25 protein-coding genes and 1 tRNA gene are annotated in these 22,652 nt (G+C 53.0%); 17 read left to right on the top strand and 9 right to left on the bottom strand.

Annotated features, from left to right (window positions below; all coding sequences use genetic code 11):
* The first annotated feature begins 124 nt into the window (after positions 1–124).
* Positions 125–454, top strand: coding sequence for a YnfA family protein (locus QRD42_RS14155; RefSeq protein WP_072568384.1), 330 nt, complete (start codon positions 125–127; stop codon positions 452–454).
* On the opposite strand, the gene QRD42_RS14160 is transcribed toward QRD42_RS14155, so the two are convergent.
* Positions 451–1,008: a nucleotidyltransferase family protein gene (locus QRD42_RS14160; protein WP_072568385.1), complete on the bottom strand. Its 558-nt coding sequence runs from the start codon at positions 1,006–1,008 to the stop codon at positions 451–453. The genes QRD42_RS14155 and QRD42_RS14160 overlap by 4 nt on opposite strands.
* A 152-nt stretch (positions 1,009–1,160) precedes the next feature.
* Between QRD42_RS14160 and rspA the strand changes: the two genes are divergently transcribed.
* The 5 genes from rspA (at position 1,161) to QRD42_RS14185 (ending at position 7,915) form a co-directional block, all read left to right on the top strand.
* Positions 1,161–2,375: a starvation-sensing protein RspA gene (gene rspA, locus QRD42_RS14165; protein ID WP_321987418.1), complete on the top strand. Its 1,215-nt coding sequence runs from the start codon at positions 1,161–1,163 to the stop codon at positions 2,373–2,375.
* Positions 2,376–2,439: 64 nt separating this feature from the next.
* Positions 2,440–3,774, top strand: coding sequence for an MFS transporter (locus tag QRD42_RS14170; RefSeq protein ID WP_072568387.1), 1,335 nt, complete (start codon positions 2,440–2,442; stop codon positions 3,772–3,774).
* Positions 3,775–3,832: 58 nt separating this feature from the next.
* Positions 3,833–4,852, top strand: a complete 1,020-nt coding sequence (locus tag QRD42_RS14175) for a Zn-dependent oxidoreductase (protein WP_321987419.1) — start codon at positions 3,833–3,835, stop codon at positions 4,850–4,852.
* Positions 4,853–4,906: 54 nt separating this feature from the next.
* Positions 4,907–6,283 carry an MFS transporter gene (locus QRD42_RS14180; protein WP_072568388.1) on the top strand — a complete coding sequence of 459 codons (1,377 nt, stop codon included), beginning with the start codon at positions 4,907–4,909 and terminating at the stop codon, positions 6,281–6,283.
* A gap of 174 nt (positions 6,284–6,457) precedes the next feature.
* The gene (locus QRD42_RS14185) at positions 6,458–7,915 is read left to right on the top strand and encodes a mannitol dehydrogenase family protein (protein WP_321987420.1); all 1,458 of its coding nucleotides are present in this window, start codon (positions 6,458–6,460) and stop codon (positions 7,913–7,915) included.
* 163 nt (positions 7,916–8,078) lie between these two features.
* Here the strand turns inward: QRD42_RS14185 and QRD42_RS14190 are convergent, their stop codons facing one another.
* From QRD42_RS14190 to QRD42_RS14200, 3 genes are all read right to left on the bottom strand, one after another.
* Positions 8,079–8,765, bottom strand: coding sequence for a GntR family transcriptional regulator (locus QRD42_RS14190; protein ID WP_318363031.1), 687 nt, complete (start codon positions 8,763–8,765; stop codon positions 8,079–8,081).
* A 93-nt stretch (positions 8,766–8,858) separates the two neighbouring features.
* Positions 8,859–9,710 carry a glyoxalase III HchA gene (hchA, locus tag QRD42_RS14195; protein WP_321987421.1) on the bottom strand — a complete coding sequence of 284 codons (852 nt, stop codon included), beginning with the start codon at positions 9,708–9,710 and terminating at the stop codon, positions 8,859–8,861.
* Between the two features lie 307 nt (positions 9,711–10,017).
* A complete protein-coding gene (locus QRD42_RS14200; RefSeq protein WP_072568392.1) occupies positions 10,018–10,197 on the bottom strand; it encodes a general stress protein in 180 nt (59 codons plus the stop codon).
* A 257-nt stretch (positions 10,198–10,454) separates the two neighbouring features.
* On the opposite strand from QRD42_RS14200, the gene QRD42_RS14205 reads away from it, so the two are divergent.
* From QRD42_RS14205 to QRD42_RS14220, 4 genes are all read left to right on the top strand, one after another.
* Complete coding sequence (locus QRD42_RS14205; protein ID WP_321987422.1) at positions 10,455–10,613, top strand: hypothetical protein; 159 nt, start codon at positions 10,455–10,457, stop codon at positions 10,611–10,613.
* A 136-nt stretch (positions 10,614–10,749) separates the two neighbouring features.
* Entirely contained in the window at positions 10,750–11,598 is an 849-nt protein-coding gene (locus QRD42_RS14210; RefSeq protein ID WP_318363028.1) for an MBL fold metallo-hydrolase, read from the top strand.
* A 142-nt stretch (positions 11,599–11,740) separates the two neighbouring features.
* Positions 11,741–12,067 carry a four-helix bundle copper-binding protein gene (locus QRD42_RS14215; protein WP_321987423.1) on the top strand — a complete coding sequence of 109 codons (327 nt, stop codon included), beginning with the start codon at positions 11,741–11,743 and terminating at the stop codon, positions 12,065–12,067.
* A 12-nt stretch (positions 12,068–12,079) separates the two neighbouring features.
* Positions 12,080–12,156, top strand: a tRNA-Ile gene (locus QRD42_RS14220).
* A 60-nt stretch (positions 12,157–12,216) separates the two neighbouring features.
* Here the strand turns inward: QRD42_RS14220 and QRD42_RS14225 are convergent.
* A complete protein-coding gene (locus QRD42_RS14225; protein WP_072568395.1) occupies positions 12,217–13,086 on the bottom strand; it encodes a LysR family transcriptional regulator in 870 nt (289 codons plus the stop codon).
* Between the two features lie 77 nt (positions 13,087–13,163).
* Here QRD42_RS14225 and QRD42_RS14230 point away from each other — a divergent pair, with 77 nt between their 5' ends.
* The 5 genes from QRD42_RS14230 to QRD42_RS14250 all read left to right on the top strand — a co-directional run bounded on the left by QRD42_RS14230 (position 13,164) and on the right by QRD42_RS14250 (position 17,668).
* Positions 13,164–14,144, top strand: a complete 981-nt coding sequence (locus tag QRD42_RS14230) for an NAD(P)H-dependent flavin oxidoreductase (protein ID WP_318363025.1) — start codon at positions 13,164–13,166, stop codon at positions 14,142–14,144.
* A gap of 172 nt (positions 14,145–14,316) precedes the next feature.
* Positions 14,317–14,445 carry a hypothetical protein gene (locus tag QRD42_RS14235; RefSeq protein WP_415877745.1) on the top strand — a complete coding sequence of 43 codons (129 nt, stop codon included), beginning with the start codon at positions 14,317–14,319 and terminating at the stop codon, positions 14,443–14,445.
* A complete protein-coding gene (locus QRD42_RS14240; protein ID WP_321988767.1) occupies positions 14,442–15,137 on the top strand; it encodes a hypothetical protein in 696 nt (231 codons plus the stop codon). Before QRD42_RS14235 ends, QRD42_RS14240 begins: the two co-directional genes overlap by 4 nt.
* A 140-nt stretch (positions 15,138–15,277) precedes the next feature.
* Positions 15,278–16,588, top strand: a complete 1,311-nt coding sequence (locus QRD42_RS14245; RefSeq protein WP_321987424.1) for a PAS domain-containing methyl-accepting chemotaxis protein — start codon at positions 15,278–15,280, stop codon at positions 16,586–16,588.
* Between the two features lie 177 nt (positions 16,589–16,765).
* Positions 16,766–17,668 (top strand): pyridoxal-phosphate dependent enzyme, encoded by a 903-nt coding sequence (locus tag QRD42_RS14250; RefSeq protein WP_321987425.1) that lies wholly within the window; start codon positions 16,766–16,768, stop codon positions 17,666–17,668.
* 112 nt (positions 17,669–17,780) lie between these two features.
* Here the strand turns inward: QRD42_RS14250 and QRD42_RS14255 are convergent, their stop codons facing one another.
* Complete coding sequence (locus QRD42_RS14255; RefSeq protein WP_321987426.1) at positions 17,781–18,074, bottom strand: DUF1330 domain-containing protein; 294 nt, start codon at positions 18,072–18,074, stop codon at positions 17,781–17,783.
* Positions 18,075–18,195: 121 nt separating this feature from the next.
* On the opposite strand from QRD42_RS14255, the gene QRD42_RS14260 reads away from it, so the two are divergent.
* The gene (locus QRD42_RS14260; protein WP_321987427.1) at positions 18,196–19,101 is read left to right on the top strand and encodes a LysR family transcriptional regulator; all 906 of its coding nucleotides are present in this window, start codon (positions 18,196–18,198) and stop codon (positions 19,099–19,101) included.
* Positions 19,102–19,144: 43 nt separating this feature from the next.
* On the opposite strand, the gene QRD42_RS14265 is transcribed toward QRD42_RS14260, so the two are convergent.
* Positions 19,145–20,221 carry a mechanosensitive ion channel family protein gene (locus QRD42_RS14265; RefSeq protein WP_321987428.1) on the bottom strand — a complete coding sequence of 359 codons (1,077 nt, stop codon included), beginning with the start codon at positions 20,219–20,221 and terminating at the stop codon, positions 19,145–19,147.
* A gap of 84 nt (positions 20,222–20,305) precedes the next feature.
* A complete protein-coding gene (locus tag QRD42_RS14270) occupies positions 20,306–20,686 on the bottom strand; it encodes a winged helix-turn-helix transcriptional regulator (RefSeq protein WP_321987429.1) in 381 nt (126 codons plus the stop codon).
* 99 nt (positions 20,687–20,785) lie between these two features.
* Here QRD42_RS14270 and QRD42_RS14275 point away from each other — a divergent pair, with 99 nt between their 5' ends.
* Positions 20,786–21,517 carry an SDR family NAD(P)-dependent oxidoreductase gene (locus QRD42_RS14275; RefSeq protein WP_321987430.1) on the top strand — a complete coding sequence of 244 codons (732 nt, stop codon included), beginning with the start codon at positions 20,786–20,788 and terminating at the stop codon, positions 21,515–21,517.
* Between the two features lie 120 nt (positions 21,518–21,637).
* Here the strand turns inward: QRD42_RS14275 and QRD42_RS14280 are convergent, their stop codons facing one another.
* Complete coding sequence (locus QRD42_RS14280) at positions 21,638–22,537, bottom strand: LysR substrate-binding domain-containing protein (RefSeq protein WP_072568405.1); 900 nt, start codon at positions 22,535–22,537, stop codon at positions 21,638–21,640.
* Positions 22,538–22,652 lie beyond the last annotated feature (115 nt).

Here is a 22,652-nt window from a genome sequence, read left to right on the forward strand (position 1 = left end):
CTGTACTTATGATCGGATCATAACAACTTTATCAAAATACGCAATCACCCAGGCTGCGCCTGGCGTTCCGCCCGCAACTCCCGTTATGATGCGGTACTGAACGTAAACAGACTGACTATGCCCTATGATCCGGACCTCACTGCTATTTTTTATCACCGCGCTCTGTGAAATTATTGGCTGTTTTCTGCCCTGGCTGTGGCTGAAACGCGGGGGAAGCGCATTGTTACTGCTGCCCGCGGCGGTATCGCTGTGCCTGTTTGTCTGGCTGCTGACGCTCCATCCGGCGGCCAGCGGGCGGGTTTATGCGGCCTATGGCGGGGTGTATGTATTCACCGCGCTGATCTGGCTGCGGCTGGTGGATGGCGTAAAGCTCAGCCTCTATGACTGGCTGGGGGCGGCGGTGGCGCTGTGCGGGATGTTGATTATCGTCGCCGGATGGGGCCGCGCCGGTTAATCCACGCTCAGAACGAGCTGCGGATAGCGTTCCAGCCAGCGTTTGCGCCTGATCCGTTCATCAAAGATGGCGCGTTTCTCCTGCTGAAAACGCGGCGTGGGGCGCAGCCGCAGGGCGAACAGATCGTCCAGGCCAAAGGGCGCGATAATATCAATTTGATCGGATCCGCAAAGCCGCACTGCCACGGCGGTGGCGGTTTCCGGCCAGTAGCGCAGGGCATCTTCCACGCTGTGATAAGGCCGGTCGTGATTACGTTCATGCATCCGCGCCTGATTTTTTACCGACCAGTCAAAGTCCGGGCGCATCTTTCTCAGGCGCTGTTCCAGAAGATTATCAATCTCTTCACCGGTTTGGCGGGCATCAAACCACACCACATCCACATCACCGCATGGCGGCCGCGCCGGTCGCTGGTGCAGGCGATCCCACACCGCATCACGCACCAGCCCGGCGCCGATCCAGCCATTCTCCAGGCCCAGCGACGCCACAGTTTTCAGGGCTTCCATACGTAGCGCATCCTGCAATAGCAGGCGACGCAGTTCATCAGCATGGCGCATCGCGGCATTCCTGTTCACTCATGGGGATCTTCATTCTACCGACAGAGGCGTCATTTTGTGAGCCAGCGCGAAAAAACAGATCTTCATACTTGTATGGTAGTAGTGCGGATGGTTAGATTTCATGCATCACAACAAAAGAAGCAGGAATTCTCATGAAGATTGTTAGTGCTGAAGTATTTGTTACCTGTCCAGGGCGAAATTTTGTCACGCTGAAAATCACCACCGATGACGGCATTACCGGGCTGGGGGATGCGACGCTTAACGGGCGCGAGCTTTCTGTGGCCTCTTATCTGAAAGATCATGTCTGTCCGCAGCTGGTGGGACGAGACGCGCACCGTATCGAAGACATCTGGCAGTTCTTCTATAAAGGTGCGTACTGGCGCCGTGGCCCGGTCACCATGTCGGCGATTTCAGCCGTCGATACAGCGCTATGGGACATTAAAGCCAAAGCCGCCGGTATGCCGCTGTATCAACTGCTGGGTGGCGCATCCCGCGACGGGGTGATGGTTTACTGTCATACCACCGGCCATTCCGTTGACGATGTGCTGGAAGATTATGCCCGTCATAAGGAGATGGGCTTCAAGGCGATACGCGTACAGTGCGGCGTGCCGGGGATGAAAACCACCTATGGCATGTCGAAGGGCAAAGGTCTGGCCTACGAACCGGCCACCAAAGGGCAATGGCCGGAAGAGCAGCTCTGGTCGACAGAAAAATACCTTGATTTCACGCCGTCGCTGTTTGCCGCCGTGCGCGAAAAATTCGGCTTTAACGAGCATCTGCTGCACGACATGCACCACCGTCTGACGCCCATCGAAGCGGCGCGCTTTGGCAAGAGCATCGAAGATTACCGTCTGTTCTGGATGGAAGATCCGACCCCGGCAGAAAATCAGGAGTGCTTCCGCCTGATCCGCCAGCATACCGTGACGCCCATTGCCGTTGGAGAAGTCTTTAACAGCATCTGGGACTGCAAACAGCTGATTGAAGAGCAGCTGATCGACTATATCCGCACCACCATTACCCATGCGGGCGGCATTACCGGTATGCGTCGTATCGCTGATTTTGCCTCTTTATATCAGGTGCGCACCGGCTCCCACGGTCCGTCGGATCTGTCGCCCATTTGCCACGCTGCCGCGCTGCATTTCGATTTGTGGGTACCGAACTTTGGCGTGCAGGAATATATGGGGTATTCGGAGCAAATGCTGGAAGTCTTCCCGCATAACTGGACATTTGATAACGGCTATATGCATCCGGGAGATAAACCGGGCCTTGGCATTGAATTTGATGAAAAACTGGCGGCGAAATATCCCTATGATCCCGCTTATTTACCGGTCGCGCGACTGGAAGATGGCACGCTCTGGAACTGGTAATAAACAGATAATCGTCAGCCAGGGAAGGCCATAATATCCACCCTACACGAAAGGTAATTATGTGATGGTCAGTTCAGTCGATATAAAAAGCGATGGTGATAATACCCCATTAATTCGGCGTGTTGCGTCTGCGTCTGCCATTGGCACCGCAGCAGAATATTATGATTTCTTTGCCTACGGCACGGCGGCGGTGCTCTTTTTTGGACACTTATTTTTTCCAAGCGATGATCCCTTAATCAGTACCCTGGCGGCTTTTGCTACCTATGCTGTGGGATTTCTGGCGCGTCCATTGGGCGGCATTGTATTTGGTCATATTGGCGATAAAGTTGGACGCAAAAAGGCGCTTGTCATCACCATCCTTATTGTGGGGTTAGGGACATTCTGTATTGGGCTGCTGCCGACCTACGAGAAAATCGGTATCTGGGCACCTGTGCTGTTAATTTTAATCCGTATCCTTCAGGGCTTTGGCGTCGGAGGTGAACAGGCCGGGGCGGTACTGATGACGGCAGAATATTCTGCTCCAGAGCGGCGCGGATTCTTCGCCAGTTGGGTGCAGATCGGCGCGCCGGTCGGTTTTTTATTGCCGCTGGCATTATTTGCTATCCTGAACGCCACGCTCACTGCAGAAGCCATGATGGATTACGGCTGGCGTATTCCATTCCTGCTTAGCTTACTGTTGGTGATCGTGGGACTTTTTATTCGACTCCGTATTGATGAGTCGCCGGTATTTGCCCAAATCCGCCAAACGAAGGCCGAGGAGTCACGTCCGTTGGTTGAGGTGATCCGCGATTACCCCGGCATTGTGACAAAAGGCGTCTGCGCCAAATTGATCGAAGCCTGCACCTTTGCCATGTTTACCGTTATCGTGCTGGCCTATGGCAAGGCGAATAATCTCGACGCCAATATCCTGATGGAAACGATGATTGTCGCCGTTATTCTGGAAGTGATCGCCATTCCACTGATGGGCGCGCTGTGCGACAAAATAGGACGCAAGCCGGTTTATATTACTGGTGCATTACTCCAGGTCATTATGATTGTGCCGTTCTTTCTGGCTATTAATCAGGACAGTTTCTGGCTCACGCAGTTAGTGATGATCATTGTACTCAGCGTCGGTCACAGTATGTGTTATGCGCCACAAGCCTCTTATTTCCCGGAGTTATTCCCGACACATATTCGTTGTAGCGGCATCGCGTTAATCTGGCAAATAGGTTCATTAATCGGTAGCGGTGTATTAGGTCTGGTGGCAGTGAAAATATTACAGGTTACTGGTGGGCATTATTACGGCCTGGCAGCCTACGTCATTGTGCTTGGTATTGTGTCCATTATTGGCCTTTTGTTAATGCCAGAGACAGCACCTTCCCGGCGAGACGCTGAATACCACGAATGGCAGCAACATTAATATTCCGGCAAGTCATTTATAGCGCATTTGCTGACGAATTATTCAGAGAGTAATGACCATGAAAAGTATCGTGATTGAAACACCCAATAAGCTGCTGATTGACGAACGCCCGTTACCAGAACCCGCAGCGGGTGAAGTGCGCGTCAAAATAAAACTGGCCGGTATTTGCGGCTCCGACAGCCATATTTACCGTGGTCATAACCCCTTTGCGAAATACCCGCGGGTGATTGGCCATGAATTCTTCGGCGTCATCGATGCCGTGGGCGAGGGCGTTGACGCCGGACGGCTGGGCGAGCGCGTGTCGGTCGACCCGGTGATCAGCTGCGGGCACTGCTATCCGTGCTCGGTCGGCAAGCCTAATGTCTGTACCTCGCTGGTGGTGCTGGGCGTGCATCGTGACGGTGGTTTCAGTGAATATGCGGCGGTCCCAGCGAAAAACGCCTGGCCGATCCCGGATACTATCCCCGATAAACAGGCGGTGATGGTTGAGCCGTTCACCATTGCGGCGAACGTTACCGGCCAGATTAATCCCGGCGAGAACGACATCGCCCTGATTTACGGCGCAGGCCCGATGGGGCTGACCACCGTACAGGCGCTGAAAGGCGTCTACAGGGTGAAGCAGGTTATCGTTACCGATCGCATTGAAGAACGGCTGGAGATGGCGAAGCGCAGCGGCGCGGATCTGGTGATCAACAACGGCAACGCGTCATTGCAGGACGCGCTGGATGCGCAGGGCATTAAGCCGACCATCATTATCGATGCCGCCTGTCATCCGTCAATATTGCAGGAAGCCATCGGTCTTGCCTCCCCCGCGGCGCGCATCGTGATTATGGGTTTTTCCAGTGAACCTTCGCAGATTGTACAGCAGGGCATTACCGGCAAAGAACTGTCGATTTTTTCATCGCGCCTGAACGCGCACAAATTCCCGGTGGTAATCGACTGGATAAGCAGGGGGCTTATCGATCCTGACAAGCTGGTCACTCATACCTTTGACTATCAGCAGGTTACCGACGCCATTGAAGTATTCGAGAAAGACCAGCGGCAGTGCTGCAAAGTCTTACTGACGTTCCCGCGATAACAACAATAAATGCGAGAGAGTGGTACGCATCTTACTTTTTCAGAGATAGCCAATATGACCCAAGTAAACAATGAAAGAACGACGTCCGACCTGGTGAAAGCCGCCGTTTCTGGCTGGCTGGGTACCGCGCTTGAGTTTATGGATTTTCAGCTTTACTCCCTCGGGGCGGCGCTGGTGTTTCATGAAATATTCTTCCCTGAGCAGTCGGCGGCGATGGCGCTGATCCTGGCGATGGGAACCTATGGCGCAGGCTACGTCGCGCGTATTGTCGGCGCCTTTTTCTTCGGCAAAATGGGCGACCGTATCGGGCGTAAGAAAGTGCTCTTCATCACTATCACCATGATGGGGATCTGCACCACGCTCATCGGCGTGCTGCCGACCTACGCGCAGATTGGCATTTTCGCGCCGGTGCTACTGGTGACGCTGCGTATCATTCAGGGGCTGGGCGCGGGGGCGGAGATCTCCGGCGCGGGTACCATGCTGGCGGAGTATGCGCCGAAGGGCAAACGCGGGATCATCTCCTCGCTGGTGGCGATGGGCACCAACTGCGGCACGCTGAGCGCCACCGCCATCTGGGCCTTTATGTTCTTCGTGCTGGATCGGGAAGAACTGGTTGCCTGGGGCTGGCGTATCCCGTTCCTCGCCAGCGTGGTGGTGATGATTTTCGCCATCTGGCTGCGCATGAATTTGAAAGAAAGTCCGGTGTTTGAGCAGGTTAACGAAGGGGAAAGTATTCCTGCGAAAGTGCAGGCATCTGAAACCACCCTCGGGGCGATGTTCAGCAGTAAAACCTTCTGGCTTGCGACCGGCCTGCGTTTTGGTCAGGCAGGTAACTCCGGGCTGATCCAGACCTTCCTTGCCGGTTATCTGGTGCAGACCCTGCTGTTTAATAAGAGCATCCCGACGGACGCGCTGATGATCAGCTCGATTCTGGGCTTTCTCACCATCCCGCTGCTGGGCTGGCTGTCGGACAAGATTGGCCGCCGCCTGCCGTATATCCTGCTGAATATCTCGGCTATTGTGCTGGCGTACCCGATGATTTCAATCATCGTGGATAACAGCTATACACCGGGCGTGATCATGGCGTCGATTATCGTCATCCATAATTTCGCGGTGCTCGGTCTGTTCGCCCTGGAAAACATCACTATGGCCGAGATGTTCGGCTCGCGTAACCGCTTTACCCGGATGGCGATCTCCAAAGAGGCTGGCGGTCTGGTGGCGGTAGGCTTCGGCCCGGTGCTGGCGGGGATCTTCTGTAACATGACAGGTTCCTGGTGGCCCATCGTCGCGATGATGATGGTCTACTCGGTGATTGGTCTGGTCTCCGCCATCCTGATGCCGGAAGTGCGCGACCGTGACCTGAGCATTCGTGAAGATGCCGCAGAGAAAAGGGCGCAGCAGAGCGTGGCGGGTGTACGTCGTCCGGTCTGACTAAGCATCGCATAACCATGCAGGCGCTGAATGAATAATGCGCCTGCATTTTGATACATTTAGTTACCATTCTAGTTGGTGTAGTCAGCAAATCCTGTTTCAGGTCAACATTCCGCTGACGGGCATCCGTCATCTTATGGACCAGTGTTTCATTTAATAAGACGAGTCTCATCCATGGAAAACAGACTGTTAAACGCGAAAGCCACATTACCGGCTTACGATCGTAATGCGCTGGTGCCGCGCATTGTGCACCTCGGTTTTGGCGCGTTCCATCGCGCACACCAGGCAGTGTATACCGATATTCTGGCCGCAGAACACCACAGCGACTGGGGCTACTGCGAGGTGAATCTGATTGGCGGCGAGCAGCAGATCGCCGACCTTAACGCGCAGGACAAGCTTTATACCGTGGCGGAAATGTCCGCTGACGCCTGGACCGCCCGCGTCGTCGGCGTGGTGAAACGCGCGCTGCATGCGCAGGTCGATGGCCTGGAAACCGTGCTGGCGGCACTGTGCGAGCCGCAGGTGGCGATTGTCTCCCTGACCATCACCGAAAAAGGCTACTGCCACTCCCCGGCGACCGGGCAACTGATGCTCGATCACCCATTTATTGTCGCCGATCTGCAAAACCCGCAGCAGCCGAAGTCCGCGCCTGGGGTGATTGTCGAAGCGCTGGCGCGCCGCAAAGCCGCCGGTCTCAATGGCTTCACCGTAATGTCCTGCGACAACATGCCGGAAAACGGCCATGTGATGCGCAATGTGATCACCGCCTATGCCCGCGCGGTGGATGCAAATCTCGCCGACTGGATCGACACTCACGTCACTTTCCCGTCCACCATGGTGGACCGCATTGTTCCGGCGGTAACCGCCGAAACCCTGGATAAAATCGGGCAGCTCACAGGTGTGCGCGATCCGGCTGGCGTGGCCTGCGAGCCGTTCCGTCAGTGGGTGGTGGAAGATAACTTTGTGGCCGGACGTCCGGCATGGGAAAAAGCCGGAGCCGAGCTGGTGGCGGATGTGCTGCCATTCGAAGAGATGAAACTGCGTATGCTGAACGGCAGCCACTCCTTCCTCGCCTGGTTGGGTTATCTGGCGGGTTATCAGCATATCAACGAGTGTATGGAAGATGATAATTATCGCCGGGCTGCGCACAAGCTGATGTTACAGGAGCAGGCCCCGACGCTGAGGGTGCAGGGTGTGGATCTGGCGCATTATGCCGACATGCTGATCGCCCGCTACAGCAACACCGCGCTGCGTCACCGTACCTGGCAGATCGCCATGGACGGCAGCCAGAAACTGCCGCAGCGTATGCTGGACTCGGTACGCTGGCATCTGGTGCATAACAGTGATTTTCGGCTGCTGGCGCTGGGCGTGGCGGGCTGGATGCGTTACGTCGGCGGTGTGGACGAGCAGGGGCAGCCGATTGAAGTCTGCGATCCGCTGCTTTCGGTCATTCAGCAGGCGGTGAAGGGCAGTGCAGAAGGGGAAGAACGGGTGAAAGCGCTGCTGGGCATAGAGGCGATTTTCGGCAACGAACTGCCCCATGAACATGCGTTTGTCAGCGAAGTGAATCGCGCATACCAGTTGCTGTTACGCCAGGGGGCGAAAGCCACGGTGGCGCAGTACGCGGCATAACGTAAAAAGCCGGGTGGCGGCGATGCCTTACCCGACCTACTTATTACGATTTTATCGCTCACATGCCGGGTGGCGGCTGTGCCTTACCCGGCCTACGTTCTGACCACGTCCACATTTCTGTAGGCCCGGCAAGCGAAGCGCCGCCGGGCACCACCTCAACCCTTTACTCTTCCGTAAACCACTCGCGGTTTTCCTGGCGGATCAACTGTACGGTTTCGCCGATCTCCTGCAAATGACGCGTCATCGCCTGATCCACGCCCTCCACATCCTTTTTCTCCAGCGCGGCAAAAATATCCAGATGCTGGCTGAGGAGTTTTTCCGGCGGCGAGACGTGATCAAGGCTCATATAGCGCACCCGATCCATGGTCGCTTTAATATTTTCGATAGTGTCCCATGCCAGCTGGCAGTCGGCGATCTGCGCCAGTTTCTGATGAAACTCGTCATCCAGCTGGAAGAAATCATTTAGCTGCTTGCGATCTATAGCGATGCGCTGCTGATGCAGATTCTGCTCAAGCTGATAGCTCTGGCTGTCGTTGATCATCGTGGCCGCACGGCGGGCAACGGCGCACTCAATGGCCTGACGCACAAAACAGCCGTTGCGCACCTGCTGCATGGAAATTTTATTCACATAGCTGCCGCGCTGGGGGCGGATCTGAATAAGACCGTTTTCCGCCAGCTTAATAAAAGCTTCGCGCACCGGCTGGCGGGAAACATCAAAACGCACCGAGACGTCTTTTTCAGACAGCGGCGTGCCGGGGGCGATAAGACAATGCACAATATCCCGGCGCAGAATGCGGTAGATTTGCTGGTTTACAGGCTGGGTTGGATTTAATTGCGTTTCAGCGGCCATTCGTTGTGAGTTCTCAGACAGTTAACCCGGCTACCATACCATTTTTTTTGCGGGCATCCCAGAAGGCGAACGCCTCCGGAACACCCGGCAGGATCAGTTGCCGTAAACCGCGAGCAGTTCTCTGGCCGCCAGCTGGCCGAGTGGATTGGCCGCGAACGGGCTGTCGCCGGTCAGCAGATGACGATCTTTATTTACGCTGCCCTTAATATCATCATTGATGATATTCATCCCCATCGCTTTTAATTCCTCGCCAAAATACCAGGTCAGATGGCCGGGCATATAGCCCATATCCGGCGTCTGTTTATCGGTGGCATCCGGGAAGGCGCAGATAGAATAGCCTTTCAGCGGATTATCGCCGTTGCGCAGCGACAGGAAGGCCGCCGGGCCATGACAGAGCGAAATCACGAAGCGATCGTTGCCGATGGCCCAGCGCAGGGTATCGGCCACCGCGTCGCTTTCTGGCAGGCCGATCAACGCGCCATGACCTCCAGGGATAAACACTGCAGCATAGTCGCTGCTCCCGTTTAGTCCTTTAACCACATCGGACAGTTTTGCAGGGGACTGGAATCTCGCCTGATGCTTGCGGAAAAAGGGCATAATGCACGTATCCTGACGCGGCATCGCCCAGTATTCAAACTTAGCCATCTGGCCTGAAACCGTCGCCACGTCAAATTCGAACCCGGCGGCGTGAAGGTGCCAGAGCGGCACCAGCGTTTCAACTGGATGATTGCCCGTAGAAAACAAAGCGCCCGTGTCCGTCTTTAGATAACGCTCATCGGCAGCAATCACCAGGATCTTTTTGCCACCCTTATGACGAGTGGGATAATCGGCATCACTTAAATCGGAAACCGCGCTGGTAAACTCGCCCAGAGAATATTCTGAGGGGAAAAAGGCATTATCTTCAGCATGATCAATTTGTGGCTGTTTACTTTTATCGTTACTCATCACTCATCCTCGCTGATATAGCATCAATTACTGTGTGATTAATTATATGCCATGTACAACGATGCAGTGACTAGGAAAAATCCCTTTAAATATAAAAGCCTTATATTTACTTTGTGTGAGGATATTTCATATAAAATTCAAGGGATCAGGCGAGGTGAGTAGGGAGGAGTAAATAATACATACGCCAAAACGGCAACCCTAATGATTAAATCAGGGTCGCCGCTACTGGCTGTTTCAGGATAATATGTAACTCATTAAAAATGCATTTTCACATTTTTAATTTTTACATTATATCATGTCTGAAACGCTATTCGGATTTTCTTCCGCCGCCATGGCTGTTTTGTCCGCCTTTTTTACCTGCTTCGGAAGCTTTTTGCTGATCGTTTTTGAAATTCCCGCCGCTATGCTGGCCGCCTTTGCGACCTGCTTCTGATGCCTTTTCTTTATCTTCCGCGAAATTACCAGAACCGCCACGATGTTCAGTCATATATATTTCCTCTTTAGATAAAATAATTTGCAGTGGGAAAAAGCACACTGCGCCATGACAACGCTATTAAATGTAGCTCAGCCTCATAAAATAACAAGCGAGAAGTCCGCCAGAAATATCACACTAAGACAATTCCTATAAAGATATATTCTTCCTGGACGATAATTGCAGATGCGGTTTATAGTTACATAAAGAGCTGTAAAACAGGGTGTTATCGTCTGGCCAAAATTACATTACAGTGAATTTACAGGTGACGCATGAATATCTGGTTTATACACGCTGGTGGTAAGGTAAAAGAGCCATTTTGCCCGTTGAGGTTTGACGGTCGTATTTTTTTATTATTACGAAGCGGCGGTTCGCTATCAAAACCATTGATGTGGCTGGAAAAAGAGAAGGAATTTTTGCGCCGCGTATAAATTATATATTCTATATTTGTTCACAGAATTGTGAGGCTTCCCGTTTCGTTTAGCAGGGTACTGACAGGCATATTTTCACTGCAATTGTACTCCGCTACATCGGGGCTAAGCGAAAAGGGGTTAAACAGGAAAAAATATGAAAGTTCATCATCTTAATTGTGGGTGCATGTGTCCGGCAGGCGGCGCGTTATTTGACGGTTTTAGTAAGGGTATCTTCGCCCATCTGGTCTGCCACTGTCTGCTTATCGAAACGGAGCGGGACGGGCTGGTACTGGTCGATACCGGGTTCGGGCAAAATGACATTCGCCAGCCAGGTAAAACTTTACCAGGCTTTTTTCGGGTGATGAATAATATTCAGCGACGGGAAACCCTGACGGCGCGTTTGCGCATTGAAGCGCTGGGATTCAGCGCTGCGGATGTCCGGCACATCATTCTTACGCATCTTGATTTCGATCATGCGGGTGGGCTTACCGACTTCCCGGGTGCGCAGATCCATCTGCTGCAAACGGAAATCAATACGGCGCAGCAGCGGCACAGCTGGCTGGCCCGTGAGCGCTATCGTCCAGGGCAATGGGGCGGTATCTCTGGCTGGAACGGGTATCAACCTCAGGGCGAAAAATGGTATGGCTTCGAGGCGGTGATGGCGCTGAAAGGGCTGCCGCCGGAAATTTTACTGGTTCCGCTGCCGGGCCACACGCAGGGGCATGCGGGCATTGCCGTCAGCCAGCCGCAGGGATGGTTGTTGCATGGCGGCGATGCCTGGTTCTATCGCGGCGAAATGGATCTGCAAAGCCCCCACTGTACGCCCGGCCTGCGTTTTTATCAGTGGATGATGGCGATGGATAACCAGACCCGGCATCGTACCCAACAGCAACTGCGGGAAGTATTCAGACGCCATAACCAGGAAATTACTTTCTTCTGCAGCCATGACGCTAAGGAACTACATGCTTTCAGTGAGCATGACGGGATGAATAACCGAGTGTAATATTACACTATAATTCATCAGGGGGCGCCTCGCCCATGTCAGTAATTTTCAGGGTGAAGGATACAGGCGCTAATAAATAATGCATGTACAGGTAATATGTGCAGACTTAATGTTTCAATATAAAGAAATAAGGAGACGGGATATGAATACTACTCTGCAGGAATGTATAGCTGCATGCTACAAATGTGCCGCTGCCTGTGATTACTGTGCATCTTCGTGCCTTAATGAACCTGATATCGACATGATGAGAAACTGCATTAAAACAGATATTGAGTGTTCCGCGGTTTGTCGGCTTGCGGCCCAACTTATGGGCATGAACAGCGAATATCACAAACAACAATGCAGGCTCTGTGTGGATATTTGTCGGGCCTGTGCAGAGGAGTGCGCAAGACATGAGCATGAACACTGCAAACATTGCGCAGAAGCCTGCCGCCAGTGCGCAGATGCTTGTCTTAGAATGCTTGCCTGAGCCTGAATTATACCGCCGATAACTCAGCAGGAAAGAGCAACTGCTTTATTAGCAGTGAGTCCGGGGTTCAAATCCTCGTCGGCGGACCATCCTCTGTAGGTTATATTTTTAAAAACTGATTATTAAAAAACTGATTATTAATATGTCTGCTATTTCATCCTGCTTATCCATTCCACACAAAAATCCAGATATGCTCGCACGATAGCGGAAGGGTGTTTATGACGGGCATAAACAAGGTGTAACGGCAGACAATATTTGTTGATGTCAGGTACAAGCCGTATCAGCTCTCCGCTTTCCAGCCAGGGGCGGGCAGAAAAATCCAGCAGCTGGGCGATGCCCATGCCGCCCAGGGCGTAATGAAGCAAACCCCGGGAATTATTGGTGGAAAAGAACGGATCGTATTTCACTTTTTCCGCTCCCGAATCCCATTCAAAAACACCATGGTTCAGACTTTCCCAGGCCATCACCGGCAGGCGGGCCATTTCTGCCAGGGTCTGTGGCGTGCCGTGACGCGCCAGGAATGTCGGGCTTGCCACAAACACCGCTTCCACGTACATAACAGGTTTAGCGATCACATCGTCTGTATTTATTTCGCCCATGCGCAGCGCCACATCCACGCCATCCTCAAATAAATCCACGACCCGTTCGCTGGAATGACAAAAAACGTTGATATCCGGATAGCGTTGCTGAAAAGCGATCAGTAAATCCCACCACAGTGAAAAATCAGGCGGCACGGACAGGCGTAATTTGCCCTGCAACGTATGGGCAGAGGTGACCGCCTTTTGCGCGTCTTCCAGCAGTTCGACACCGGGTCGCGCCTGTTCATAGAATTGCTGCCCTTTGTAAGTGGGTTTTACGCCATGGCGCGAGCGTTCCAGAAGCTGCACGTTCAGCGCCTCCTCAAGCTCATTGATCTTGCGGCTCAGGGTGGAAATGGGCATGCCCATTCTGTCGCTGGCCGCTGAAAAGCTCCCGGCATTCACTACCGTAATGAATAATTTTGCTGCGTTGTAATCCATTCTTGTTTCCATATTTGGGCATTATCTGTCTATTTTTGGTGATTCCATTCCATTTTGCAAAGGGTAAAATTCGGACTGTGTCATTTTCAGGGGATGTAAAAATGAATAATCGTGTCACTCAAATTTTAAATATTCGCTATCCACTTATTCAGGCCCCGTTATATTTCCTGACCAATGCCGAACTGGTCGCTGCGGTGTCAAATGCGGGCGGCCTGGGTACGCTGGGGCCGCACGCCGGTCAGGAAAGCCTGCCAGGCTCACGCTGGGTGGCGCTGGATCGGATGCGCGAAGAGATCCGTAAAGTCAAAAAACTCACCACAAAACCCTTTGCGGCAACCCTGATCAACGGCCCGGATATGGGCTTCTGGCGGCCTACTGCCGAGATGCTGGCTGAAGAAGGCGTCGAAGTGGTGCTTATCAATGAAGTGCTGGACGCGGAGATCTACGACTTTTTTAAAAGTCGCGGCATCAAAATTCTCTACCGCGCCCTGACGCCGACGATCGCCAATTCGAAAAAAGCCGAAAAACTGGGCGCGGACATCATCATTGCTACCGGCTTTGACGAAGGCGGCACCGTGCCGTCACGGGTGATTGGCACCTTCAGTATCGTGCCGATGATCGTCGACAGCGTGAAAGTGCCGGTTATCGCTGCCGGTGGCATCGGTGACGTGCGCGGTGTGCGTGCCGCCCTGGCGCTGGGGGCGGAAGGGGTATTTGCGGGCAGCCTGTTCTTAACGGCGGTGGAAAACCCCGCGGCGGACAAAGTAAAACGCCTGATTGTCGATTCCACGGCGGAAGATTTGCTGCTGTTCCGCACGCTACCTGCGTATTACCGCACCTTACCTACCGATCTGAGTCCGACGCTGGCAGAACTGGACGCGCAGGGTGCCGATCGTGAAACCCTGTTTAAGGCTATGAACGGCTACCACTCCCTGTGGCAGGCCATGCGCCTCGGTAATTTTGATCAGGGCGTAGTATCCACCGGTACGGGTATTTCGGTCATCAAATCCATTCGTCCGGCCGCAGACATTGTTGCCGATCTCATGCAGGACTTTTAATTAAAGAGGTAAACCATGTCTGATGTAATGCCGTTTCGGGATGTTACGCGNNNACTGGGTTACCCGGACCTGGAGCATCCTGCCAACCAGTACCGCATCGAAAAAGCGCCGCTGGTCGAAAGCGTTACGTTTCATCAATAAGTAACAGACTCAGCAGCTGCCGCAGTTGCTGTTGCTGAGTTTCATTAAGCGTGCCCTGCTGCTGGGTCTGGGGATTGGCGCGCTGTTTCCGCTATCGCTGATCGTCACGCTCGATCACGCCATCGCGCCGCCTCGCTGGACAGCGCCTGGGCCATCATGAGCGTCGGCATCGTGCTGGCACGACTGGCATTGTTGTATTACGGTTATAATATCATAACCTTAGCCGCGACAGCGGAAGCCAGGAGTACGCCAGTGCGCGTGTTGTTCGTCCTTTTATTGTCATCGTTACTTGCCGGATGCATCACCTCATCACCGCAAAAAGCGCTGTATAAAGCGGAATACCCGCACCGCCAGGATATTCGTCAGCAAAATGTTTACCAGTTTAAAACGACGCCGATTAAGGCCAGCGGCGAGCGTTACTGGGGCGCGGGTGAGTTAACGCAACTTTTCAGGGTCAATGATAAAGACGCTTCCACCGTTCAGCTTCGCTTCAACTATCCGGCAAAATCACTGGAAGCCGTGTCGCTGGATGCAGCAAACAGAACGCTAAGCAAAGAAACCTTTATGTTACTCGATGAGTCTGCACCCAAACCTTCCAGCCCTGAAACGAACTATTTTTATCTGACAAAAGACGGCCAGCTGGTGCATAAAAGCCGCAACTGCACACCTGATATGAGTGTGGGTTGCCAGTGGTGGAACCACAGGCTTTTTATCACGCGCAACGGAGACATGGCGGTGCATTATGAAAATGGTAGTGCTGTGTTGCTGTTTCTGGTTTTCCCCGGTTACGGCTCACATGACTACCTGGAAATATTCTCAAAGGTTTCGCCCGTCGCCAACGTCACGTCATAATTTCAAAAATAATGACCGCCTCCGGCCTGAAGCAGGCTGAGGCGGACATGACTCATAATCTGCAACTATCGCAGCAATACATAACGCTTCCGTCGGGGCTGCCGATAACCGATTACTCCTTACATTACCTGGTAAATCTGATGCGTATCCCTGCTCTTAAACGTTTATTTTCCCTGAACCGTCTGCGTTCAGCCGTTTCTTATCACGCACTTTGCCAGAATAAACCTGTCATTGAATTCAGTCCGCAAGGGGTGATTCATAAAGCCAGCCCGCTTTTCCTCTCCGCGATGGGATACCGGGCCGACGAAATTATTGGTCAACATCACCGGCTATTCTGCCCGCCATCGCTGGTCAACTCACCGGAGTACGACCAGTTCTGGCAGCGCCTTGCCAGGGGGGAAAGCTTCAGCGGTAAATATCTGCGTCTGGCAAAGGGGGATCGTCCGGTATGGCTTGAAGCCAGTTATATCCCGGTCACTGACCGGCGCGGCCAGGTGACTCGTGTTATCAAAATCGCGGCCGATATTTCCGCGCGCGTGCAGGCGGCGCTTGAGCAGGAAGCTGTCGTCAATGCCATCAGCCGGTCTATGGCTATCATCGCCTTTAGCCCCGAAGGGATAGTGCTGGAAGCCAACGAGAATTTCCTCGCCACCACCGGTTATAAACGCGATGAAGTGATTGGTAAGCATCATCGTCTGTTCTGTTCTCAGAGCCTGTATAAAAGTGACGAATACCGTCAGTTCTGGGAGCGTTTAAATCAGGGGGAATTCTTTTCCGGTCAGTTCCCGCGCCTGAATCGTCGTGGCGAACCGCTGTGGTTGCGGGCAACCTACAACCCTGTTTTTAACCATGACGGGCAGCTTTATAAAATTGTGAAATTCGCCACTGATGTCACGGCAGATGTTCTGCGCAACCAACGAGAGCAGGAGGCGGCGGTACATGCATGGGATATGGCGGTGCAGACCCGCGGCAGTGCGCAGGCTGGCGCCGGGGTCATCGAAAACAGTATCCTTATGATTGACCGCATTGCGCAGGGAATGGGCGATGTTTCCAGCGATGTCTCCCGGCTTAACGATCAGTCTGACAGCATTGACGGGATGGTTGAAACCATTCGCAGCTTTGCCATGCAAACAAGGCTGATTGCCCTGAATGCTGCCATTGAAGCGGCGCGGGCAGGTGCATCCGGACGAAGTTTTGCCGTTGTTGCCGCAGAAGTGCGAACGCTTGCAGCGAGCGTCAGCCAGGCGACAGAAGACATTGAGCGGGTCGTCGCCAGCAATAATCAACTGGCCAAAGAGGTGCTCAGCGGCATCGAAAACAACCTGATGAATACCCGGGAAGGGGTGACGCTGATGCGTGAAGCGGGTGAGGTGATCGCCAGCATTCAGAAGAATGCCGCCGGGGTGGAGACGGCGGTGAAGGATGTCGCGCTTTCAGTGAAAGCCGGATAACGCCTAAGCCGCACCGGTGTACGTATACGTAAAACATCAGTTATGCAATTGTAATAACTGCTTTAATTGAGCGTTGTATCCCCGGGCGGGTTCTTTTAACATCGATGATGAAATTTTAACCCCATCCCGCAACGGCTATCCAGTTGTTATGGAAAGATGTTCATAAGGATCAAGATCATGGAAATAAGTATCCGCACGCCGCTCATCCATTCTTTGCCGTTAAGTCAGCACAGCGGATGTGAGGTCTGGCTGAAAATGGAATCCTCCCAGCCGACCGGTTCTTTTAAGCTCAGAAGCGCAGGGCATATCTGTCAGTATTACGCCCAAAAGGGCGCTAAGGGTTTTATCAGTTCATCGGGCGGGAATGCCGGGATCGCCGTAGCGCACAGCGGTCGTAAACTGGGTTTGCCGGTAACGGTCGTTGTCCCGGAAACCACGTCGGCGCGCGCCAGAGAGCTTATTGAGCTGGAGGGCGCGAGGCTCATTGTGCACGGAAAGGTGTGGAGTGAAGCGAATGAGCACGCTTTATCGCTGGTAACGGATGACATTTTTTATATCCATCCCTTTGATAATCCGCTGTTGTGGGAAGGCATCAGCACCATTGTGGATGAAGTGGTGAATGATGGATTGCGGCCGGACGCGGTGATCCTGTCCGTCGGCGGCGGCAGTCTGCTGTCCGGCATCGCACAGGGACTGGAAAAACATCAACTGGATCATATCCCGGTGTATGCCGTCGAAACCCACGGCACGGCTTCCCTCAACGCATCGCTGAATGCCGGTAAGCTTGTGCGTCTTGATAAGGTCAGCGGTATTGCCACTACCCTGGCGGCCAGTCAGGTGTGCGAAAATGCCTTTACCGTGGCGCGTCGCCTGAATGTCACCGGCATGCAGGTTTCCGATGAAGAAGCGGTAAACGCCTGTCGGCAATTGCTGGATGATCATCGCGTACTGACGGAACCGGCGTGCGGCGTTTCATTGTCCCTGCTGTATGACCGCAAAGTTCAGTTTAACCCTGCGGATAAGGTGCTGGTTATTGTCTGCGGCGGGGCGTCGGTGACGCTGGAAAGTATTCAGGCCTGACGGATTTTGTTTTCGATACGCACAGGCTGAATGGCAGGGGGTTTCCATTCAGCCTGTGCTGTTAAGGCCTGACACTCTTAGCCGCGCGAAGCGGGCATGTGAATTTCCTGAATTAGCCCTCCTGTCCTTCAACCAGCACAAAGATGCCGGTTGCAGCACCGGCCCGTAGTAAGCGTGCGGCCTGATACCCCGGGCTGTCATAAAAACGTTTAGCCTCGTCAAAAGAGTCGAACTCAAAAACAACATGCTTTTCGTGCGACTCTCCCTCAAGGTTTTCATACTGCCCGGACCAGGCAATAATTTTTGGACTGAACCCCTGCATTACCTCTCCGGCCGCCCGGGCATATTCCGCATAAGCGACAGGATCGGTTACGGTCACGTGAGCGATGAGATAGCCTTTATTCATTTCTTCTGTTCCTCGGCAAAAAAGCGTTACGCGAAATACGCGGTGTGAAAAGAGTCTATTGAGTATTAATATCTTCATAAACACCCCAAATAATGACGCACTGTTACCCTGAGAGTGAACAATGAAGAACCTTGAGCCGTTGATGATTTTTGCGCGCGTGGCAGAGCTGAAAAGCTTCACTCAGGCCGCTGAAAGTCTGGGGATCCAGAAAGGGCGTGTCTCAATGGTGGTTCGCGAGCTGGAACATGAAATCGGCGCTTCGCTGCTGCACCGGACGACACGGACCGTACAGCTGACGGAAGACGGGCGGGCTTTTTATTCCCGCGCCCGTGATCTGCTGTCTGAGGCGGACGCACTGCGGTCAATTTTCACCGATCCCGGAATGCCATTACGGGGTCGGTTGCGCGTGGATATGCCTGCTGTGCTGGCACAAAGCGTTATTATCCCGGCCCTGCCACAGTTACTTGACGCTCACCCTGAACTGGAAATTGAGCTTTCAAGTACCGATCGCCGGGTCGATCTGGTACAGGAGGGATTTGACTGCGTGGTCCGTCTGGGGCCCGTTGTGGATGACACGCTGATTGCCCGGCCTCTGGGACAGTTGCGCATGATCAATGCAGCAAGCCCGGCCTATCTGGCGCGCTTTGGTGTCCCGGAGACGATAGAGGATCTTCTTAGCCAGAAACACCGAATGGTTCATTACATGCGGAACTTTGGCGCGAAACCAGAAGGGTGGGAGTATCCGTCTGGCAATGGCTATAAAACGATCCTGCTGCCTGGCGCCGTCAGGGTAAACAGTGTTCCGGCCTATCATGACGCGGGACTGGCCGGTCTGGGGCTGATTCAGGGAGGATACTCGTCACTTGTCACGCATATCGAACGCGGTGCCCTGACGGAGGTGCTTCCCGATCTGCGTCCTGAGCCTCTCAGCGCCGCTTTTGTCGTCGCACACCGCCGCAATCTGTCACTGCGTGTCAGAGCTTTTATGGAATGGACGGAAGGGGTTTTAAAACCTTATTTCGACTGAAAGCTGTAATGAGGCAGGGCGGAGGTGCCGCCCTGTCAAATCATCATTCACTCTCTGGTAAATCGGAACGGGTCAGTGTCGCCCTGACCTGCGGCAGGCTCTGCGGATAATTCTGCTGAATAAACTCAATCATTTTTTCCCGCACGTAACAGCGTAAATCAAAGGCCATAGGTGAATTCTGCGCCGTCATCAACAGTCTGATGGTCATGGTTTTTTCAGTGGTGTCGGTGACCTGAAGCACCTGGGTTTCCTGATCCCAGAGTCGGGTTTCACTGAGCACTTTTTCAAAGTGTTCGCGCAGCGGCTGTAAGGGCATTGAGTAATCCACATAAAGAAAAACCGTGCCTAAAATTTGCGCGTTATTACGCGTCCAGTTCTGGAAGGGATTTTCGGTAAAGTAGGTGATCGGTAATACCAGCCGGCGCAAATCCCACAGACGCACCACCACATAGGTCAGGTTTATCTCCTCAATCCAGCCCCACTCTTTTTCCACCACCACGGCGTCATCGATTTTTATGGGTTGCGTAAAGGCTATCTGTATACCGGCAAATAAATTGACCAGCGACTTCTGGAGCGCAAAACCAATGATGATGCCCGCCACCCCGGCACCGGCCAGAATAGTGGTGCCGAATTGTCGGACGCCAGGGAAACTCAGTAAAATCAAGGATAAACAAAGCGTGACCAGTATGACAATTGCGACTTTCTTCACATACATGATCTGCGTGCGAATTTTGCGGGCGCGAAGATTGTTCGAAATATTAATGTCATAGCGTATAAAAAGCATATCCTGCGCAACATTAATCAGTCGAATCAGCACTGAACAAAATGACATGATAATAAATATGTTGGTTGTCGTTCTGATGAAGTTCAGGGACTCGGGCTGGATATGGACATAATTAATCCCTACACGAATAAACAGCAGGGGAATAAAGAGAAACATCGATCCACGAAGGTGTTTCTCAAGCGACTTGAAGAGTTTTCTGTCATGGTTTTGCCAGAAACGGATAAACTGCAAAAGGATAAATCTCGCGAGAAAACCCACCGCAAGTGACACAGTGACGAGCAATACAGCAGGCACCCATGCCGGAGCGCCAGATAACTCACCAACTAAAAAAGGCATGCTTTCCCCTTATCTTTGCCAACAAATGAGTCACGCTTGTCATGCAGCTGTGTGCTGACAGACGCCCATTAGTATATGAAAAATTCAGCAAATATCTTCCGTATGCCGGGCATCATATTCCTGCTGAGCCCGTACCACTTCCGGCCCGTGTTTCAGCGCCCAGTCGTACAGCGCACTGAAGGGTTCCTGTAACGTTTTTGCCAGCGGGGTAAGACTGTATTCCACGCTCACCGGCGACGTGGGCAGCACCTTCCGGTGCACCAGCCCGTTGCGCTCCAGCCGCTTCAGGGCGTCAGACAACGCCTTATGAGTAATGCCATCCAGCCGGCGGCGAAGTTCATTAAAGCGTGCAGGCTCACTGCACAGCACGGTAAGAATTAAAATCGACCATTTATTGGTGATGTTTTCCAGCACCGGCCGGGTTTTTCCAACTTCTTTCAGGTTATGACCGTCAATCTGACACATGGCGATATACTCCGCGATACCTGGTATAAACAAAGTGCGTAATTGTTATTAAGTATAAAAATTATATCATTTGTTTTCCACCTCAAAAGGAGTAAGCAGATGCAACAATTAGAGAACAAAGTGGCCCTGATCCTGGGCGGCGCAAAAGGCATTGGTCTTGCCATCAGTCAGCGATTTGCCCGTGAAGGGGCAACCACCTGGTTCACCTCACGCCGGAGTGAGGAGTTAGACATCGCCGTTACTTGCATAGAAGGCGACGCCAGGCCGCTGCGTGCTGATGTCAGCGAACTTAGCGAACTGACACGGATCGCCGACCTGATAAATGCGGAGTCCGGCCGGATAGATGTGCTGGTCATCAACGCCGGTATGGCGGAACACGCGACCATTGATGACGTCAGCCCGGCGCACTTTGATACTATTTTCGGTCTGAATGTGCGTTCCCCATTATTTGCGCTTCAGGCCGCGCTTCCCCTGCTGAAAGAGGGGGCGAGTGTGGTGCTGATAGGTTCGATTGCCGATGTCATCGGCACCAAAGGCTATGGCGTCTACGGCGCCAGCAAAGCGGCATTACGCTCTTTCGCCCGCACCTGGACAAATGAGCTCGCCGCCCGGGGGATACGTATCAATGTGGTCGCCCCGGGCCCGGTGGATACCGAAATGATGCAGGCCGCCTCCGAAGAGCTGCGCAATGGAATAATCAGCGCCATTCCGTTATCCAGAATGGCGAGGCCTGACGAAGTGGCCAGCGCGGCATTGTTCCTGGCGAGTGATGAAAGCAGTTATATCGCTGGCGCCGAAATCTGTGTGGATGGCGGGCTGACGCAGGTTTAATGAAATCCGGGTCCGGCTGGTTGTAAAATGGTAAACACGTTCCGCTTCTGGTTCGGCGCTGCCACGCAAAATAGGGTGGCAGCGTTGAGCGAGAGGCGGACATAGGGTGATCGTCTTGCATCAGGCACTACTTGTGAGTGGATTAATCTCAGCCAACAGCCAGCTTTCAAAGCGCTCCAGCGCCGCCTCATTTATTCCCGTTTCCGTTGTTTTGACTAAACAGAATCTTTTGCTCAGACTATTTGATGCAGGCCATGGAGAAACAAGCATGCCGCTACGCAATTCATTCTCGATATACATCCGCGGGAGCAAAGCAACGCCCTGTCGTGCCATCACGGCAGCGATGGCCATTTCATGCAGATCATATCGCACACCATGAGCCGGATTATCGAGGCGTATTCCGCTTTCGACGGCATAGTGATGCCATGCATCAGGATTCTGTCGACGATGGATCCTCGGCAGTTCATTTAACAGTTGATTGACATTATTTTTTGTTATCAGTGCAGGATGGCATACCGGCAGCAGATTTTCCTGAAACAGAAATTGCATACGCATTCCTGCCCATGCGGAATGTTCAAAATGAATAACCGCGTCAAATCCACTTCCAGGCAAAATAAACGGATCCGTTCTGGCCGCAATATTTAACGTTATATCCGGAGATACAGCGTTGAAACTGTTCAGGCGCGGAATAAGCCAGCGACAGGAAAAGGTGGGCAGGACGGCAATGTCCAGACTCTGACTACCTTCAGGCATTCCCATTATGTACTGCGTATCCCGTTCGAGCCGATCGAGCGTTTCCCGTACGTGATGCGCATAGCGCGTACCGACGGGGTTAAGCTTTACACGACTGCCCATACGGTCAAACAACTTACCATTCAGTAACGCTTCAAGACGTGCAATCTGACGGCTAATCGCCCCTTCCGTCAACGACAACTCTTCTGCAGCACGGGCAAAACTGCCGTGCCTTGCAGCGGCATCAAAAGCCTGCAGGGACGCACTACTGGGTATTTTTCTGCGCATAACATCGTTTCCTTTTTCAGGCCCAGTATTCTGACTTCATTGACTAAATGTCACTAATCCGTGACGTTTTATCGATTTTACGGGGCTGAACCATCTTGTAGCATGATGAAAAATC

The sequence above is a fragment of the Enterobacter sp. PGRG2 genome, from assembly GCF_030291195.1.
In the GTDB taxonomy this organism is placed as follows: Bacteria; Pseudomonadota; Gammaproteobacteria; order Enterobacterales; family Enterobacteriaceae; genus Enterobacter_D.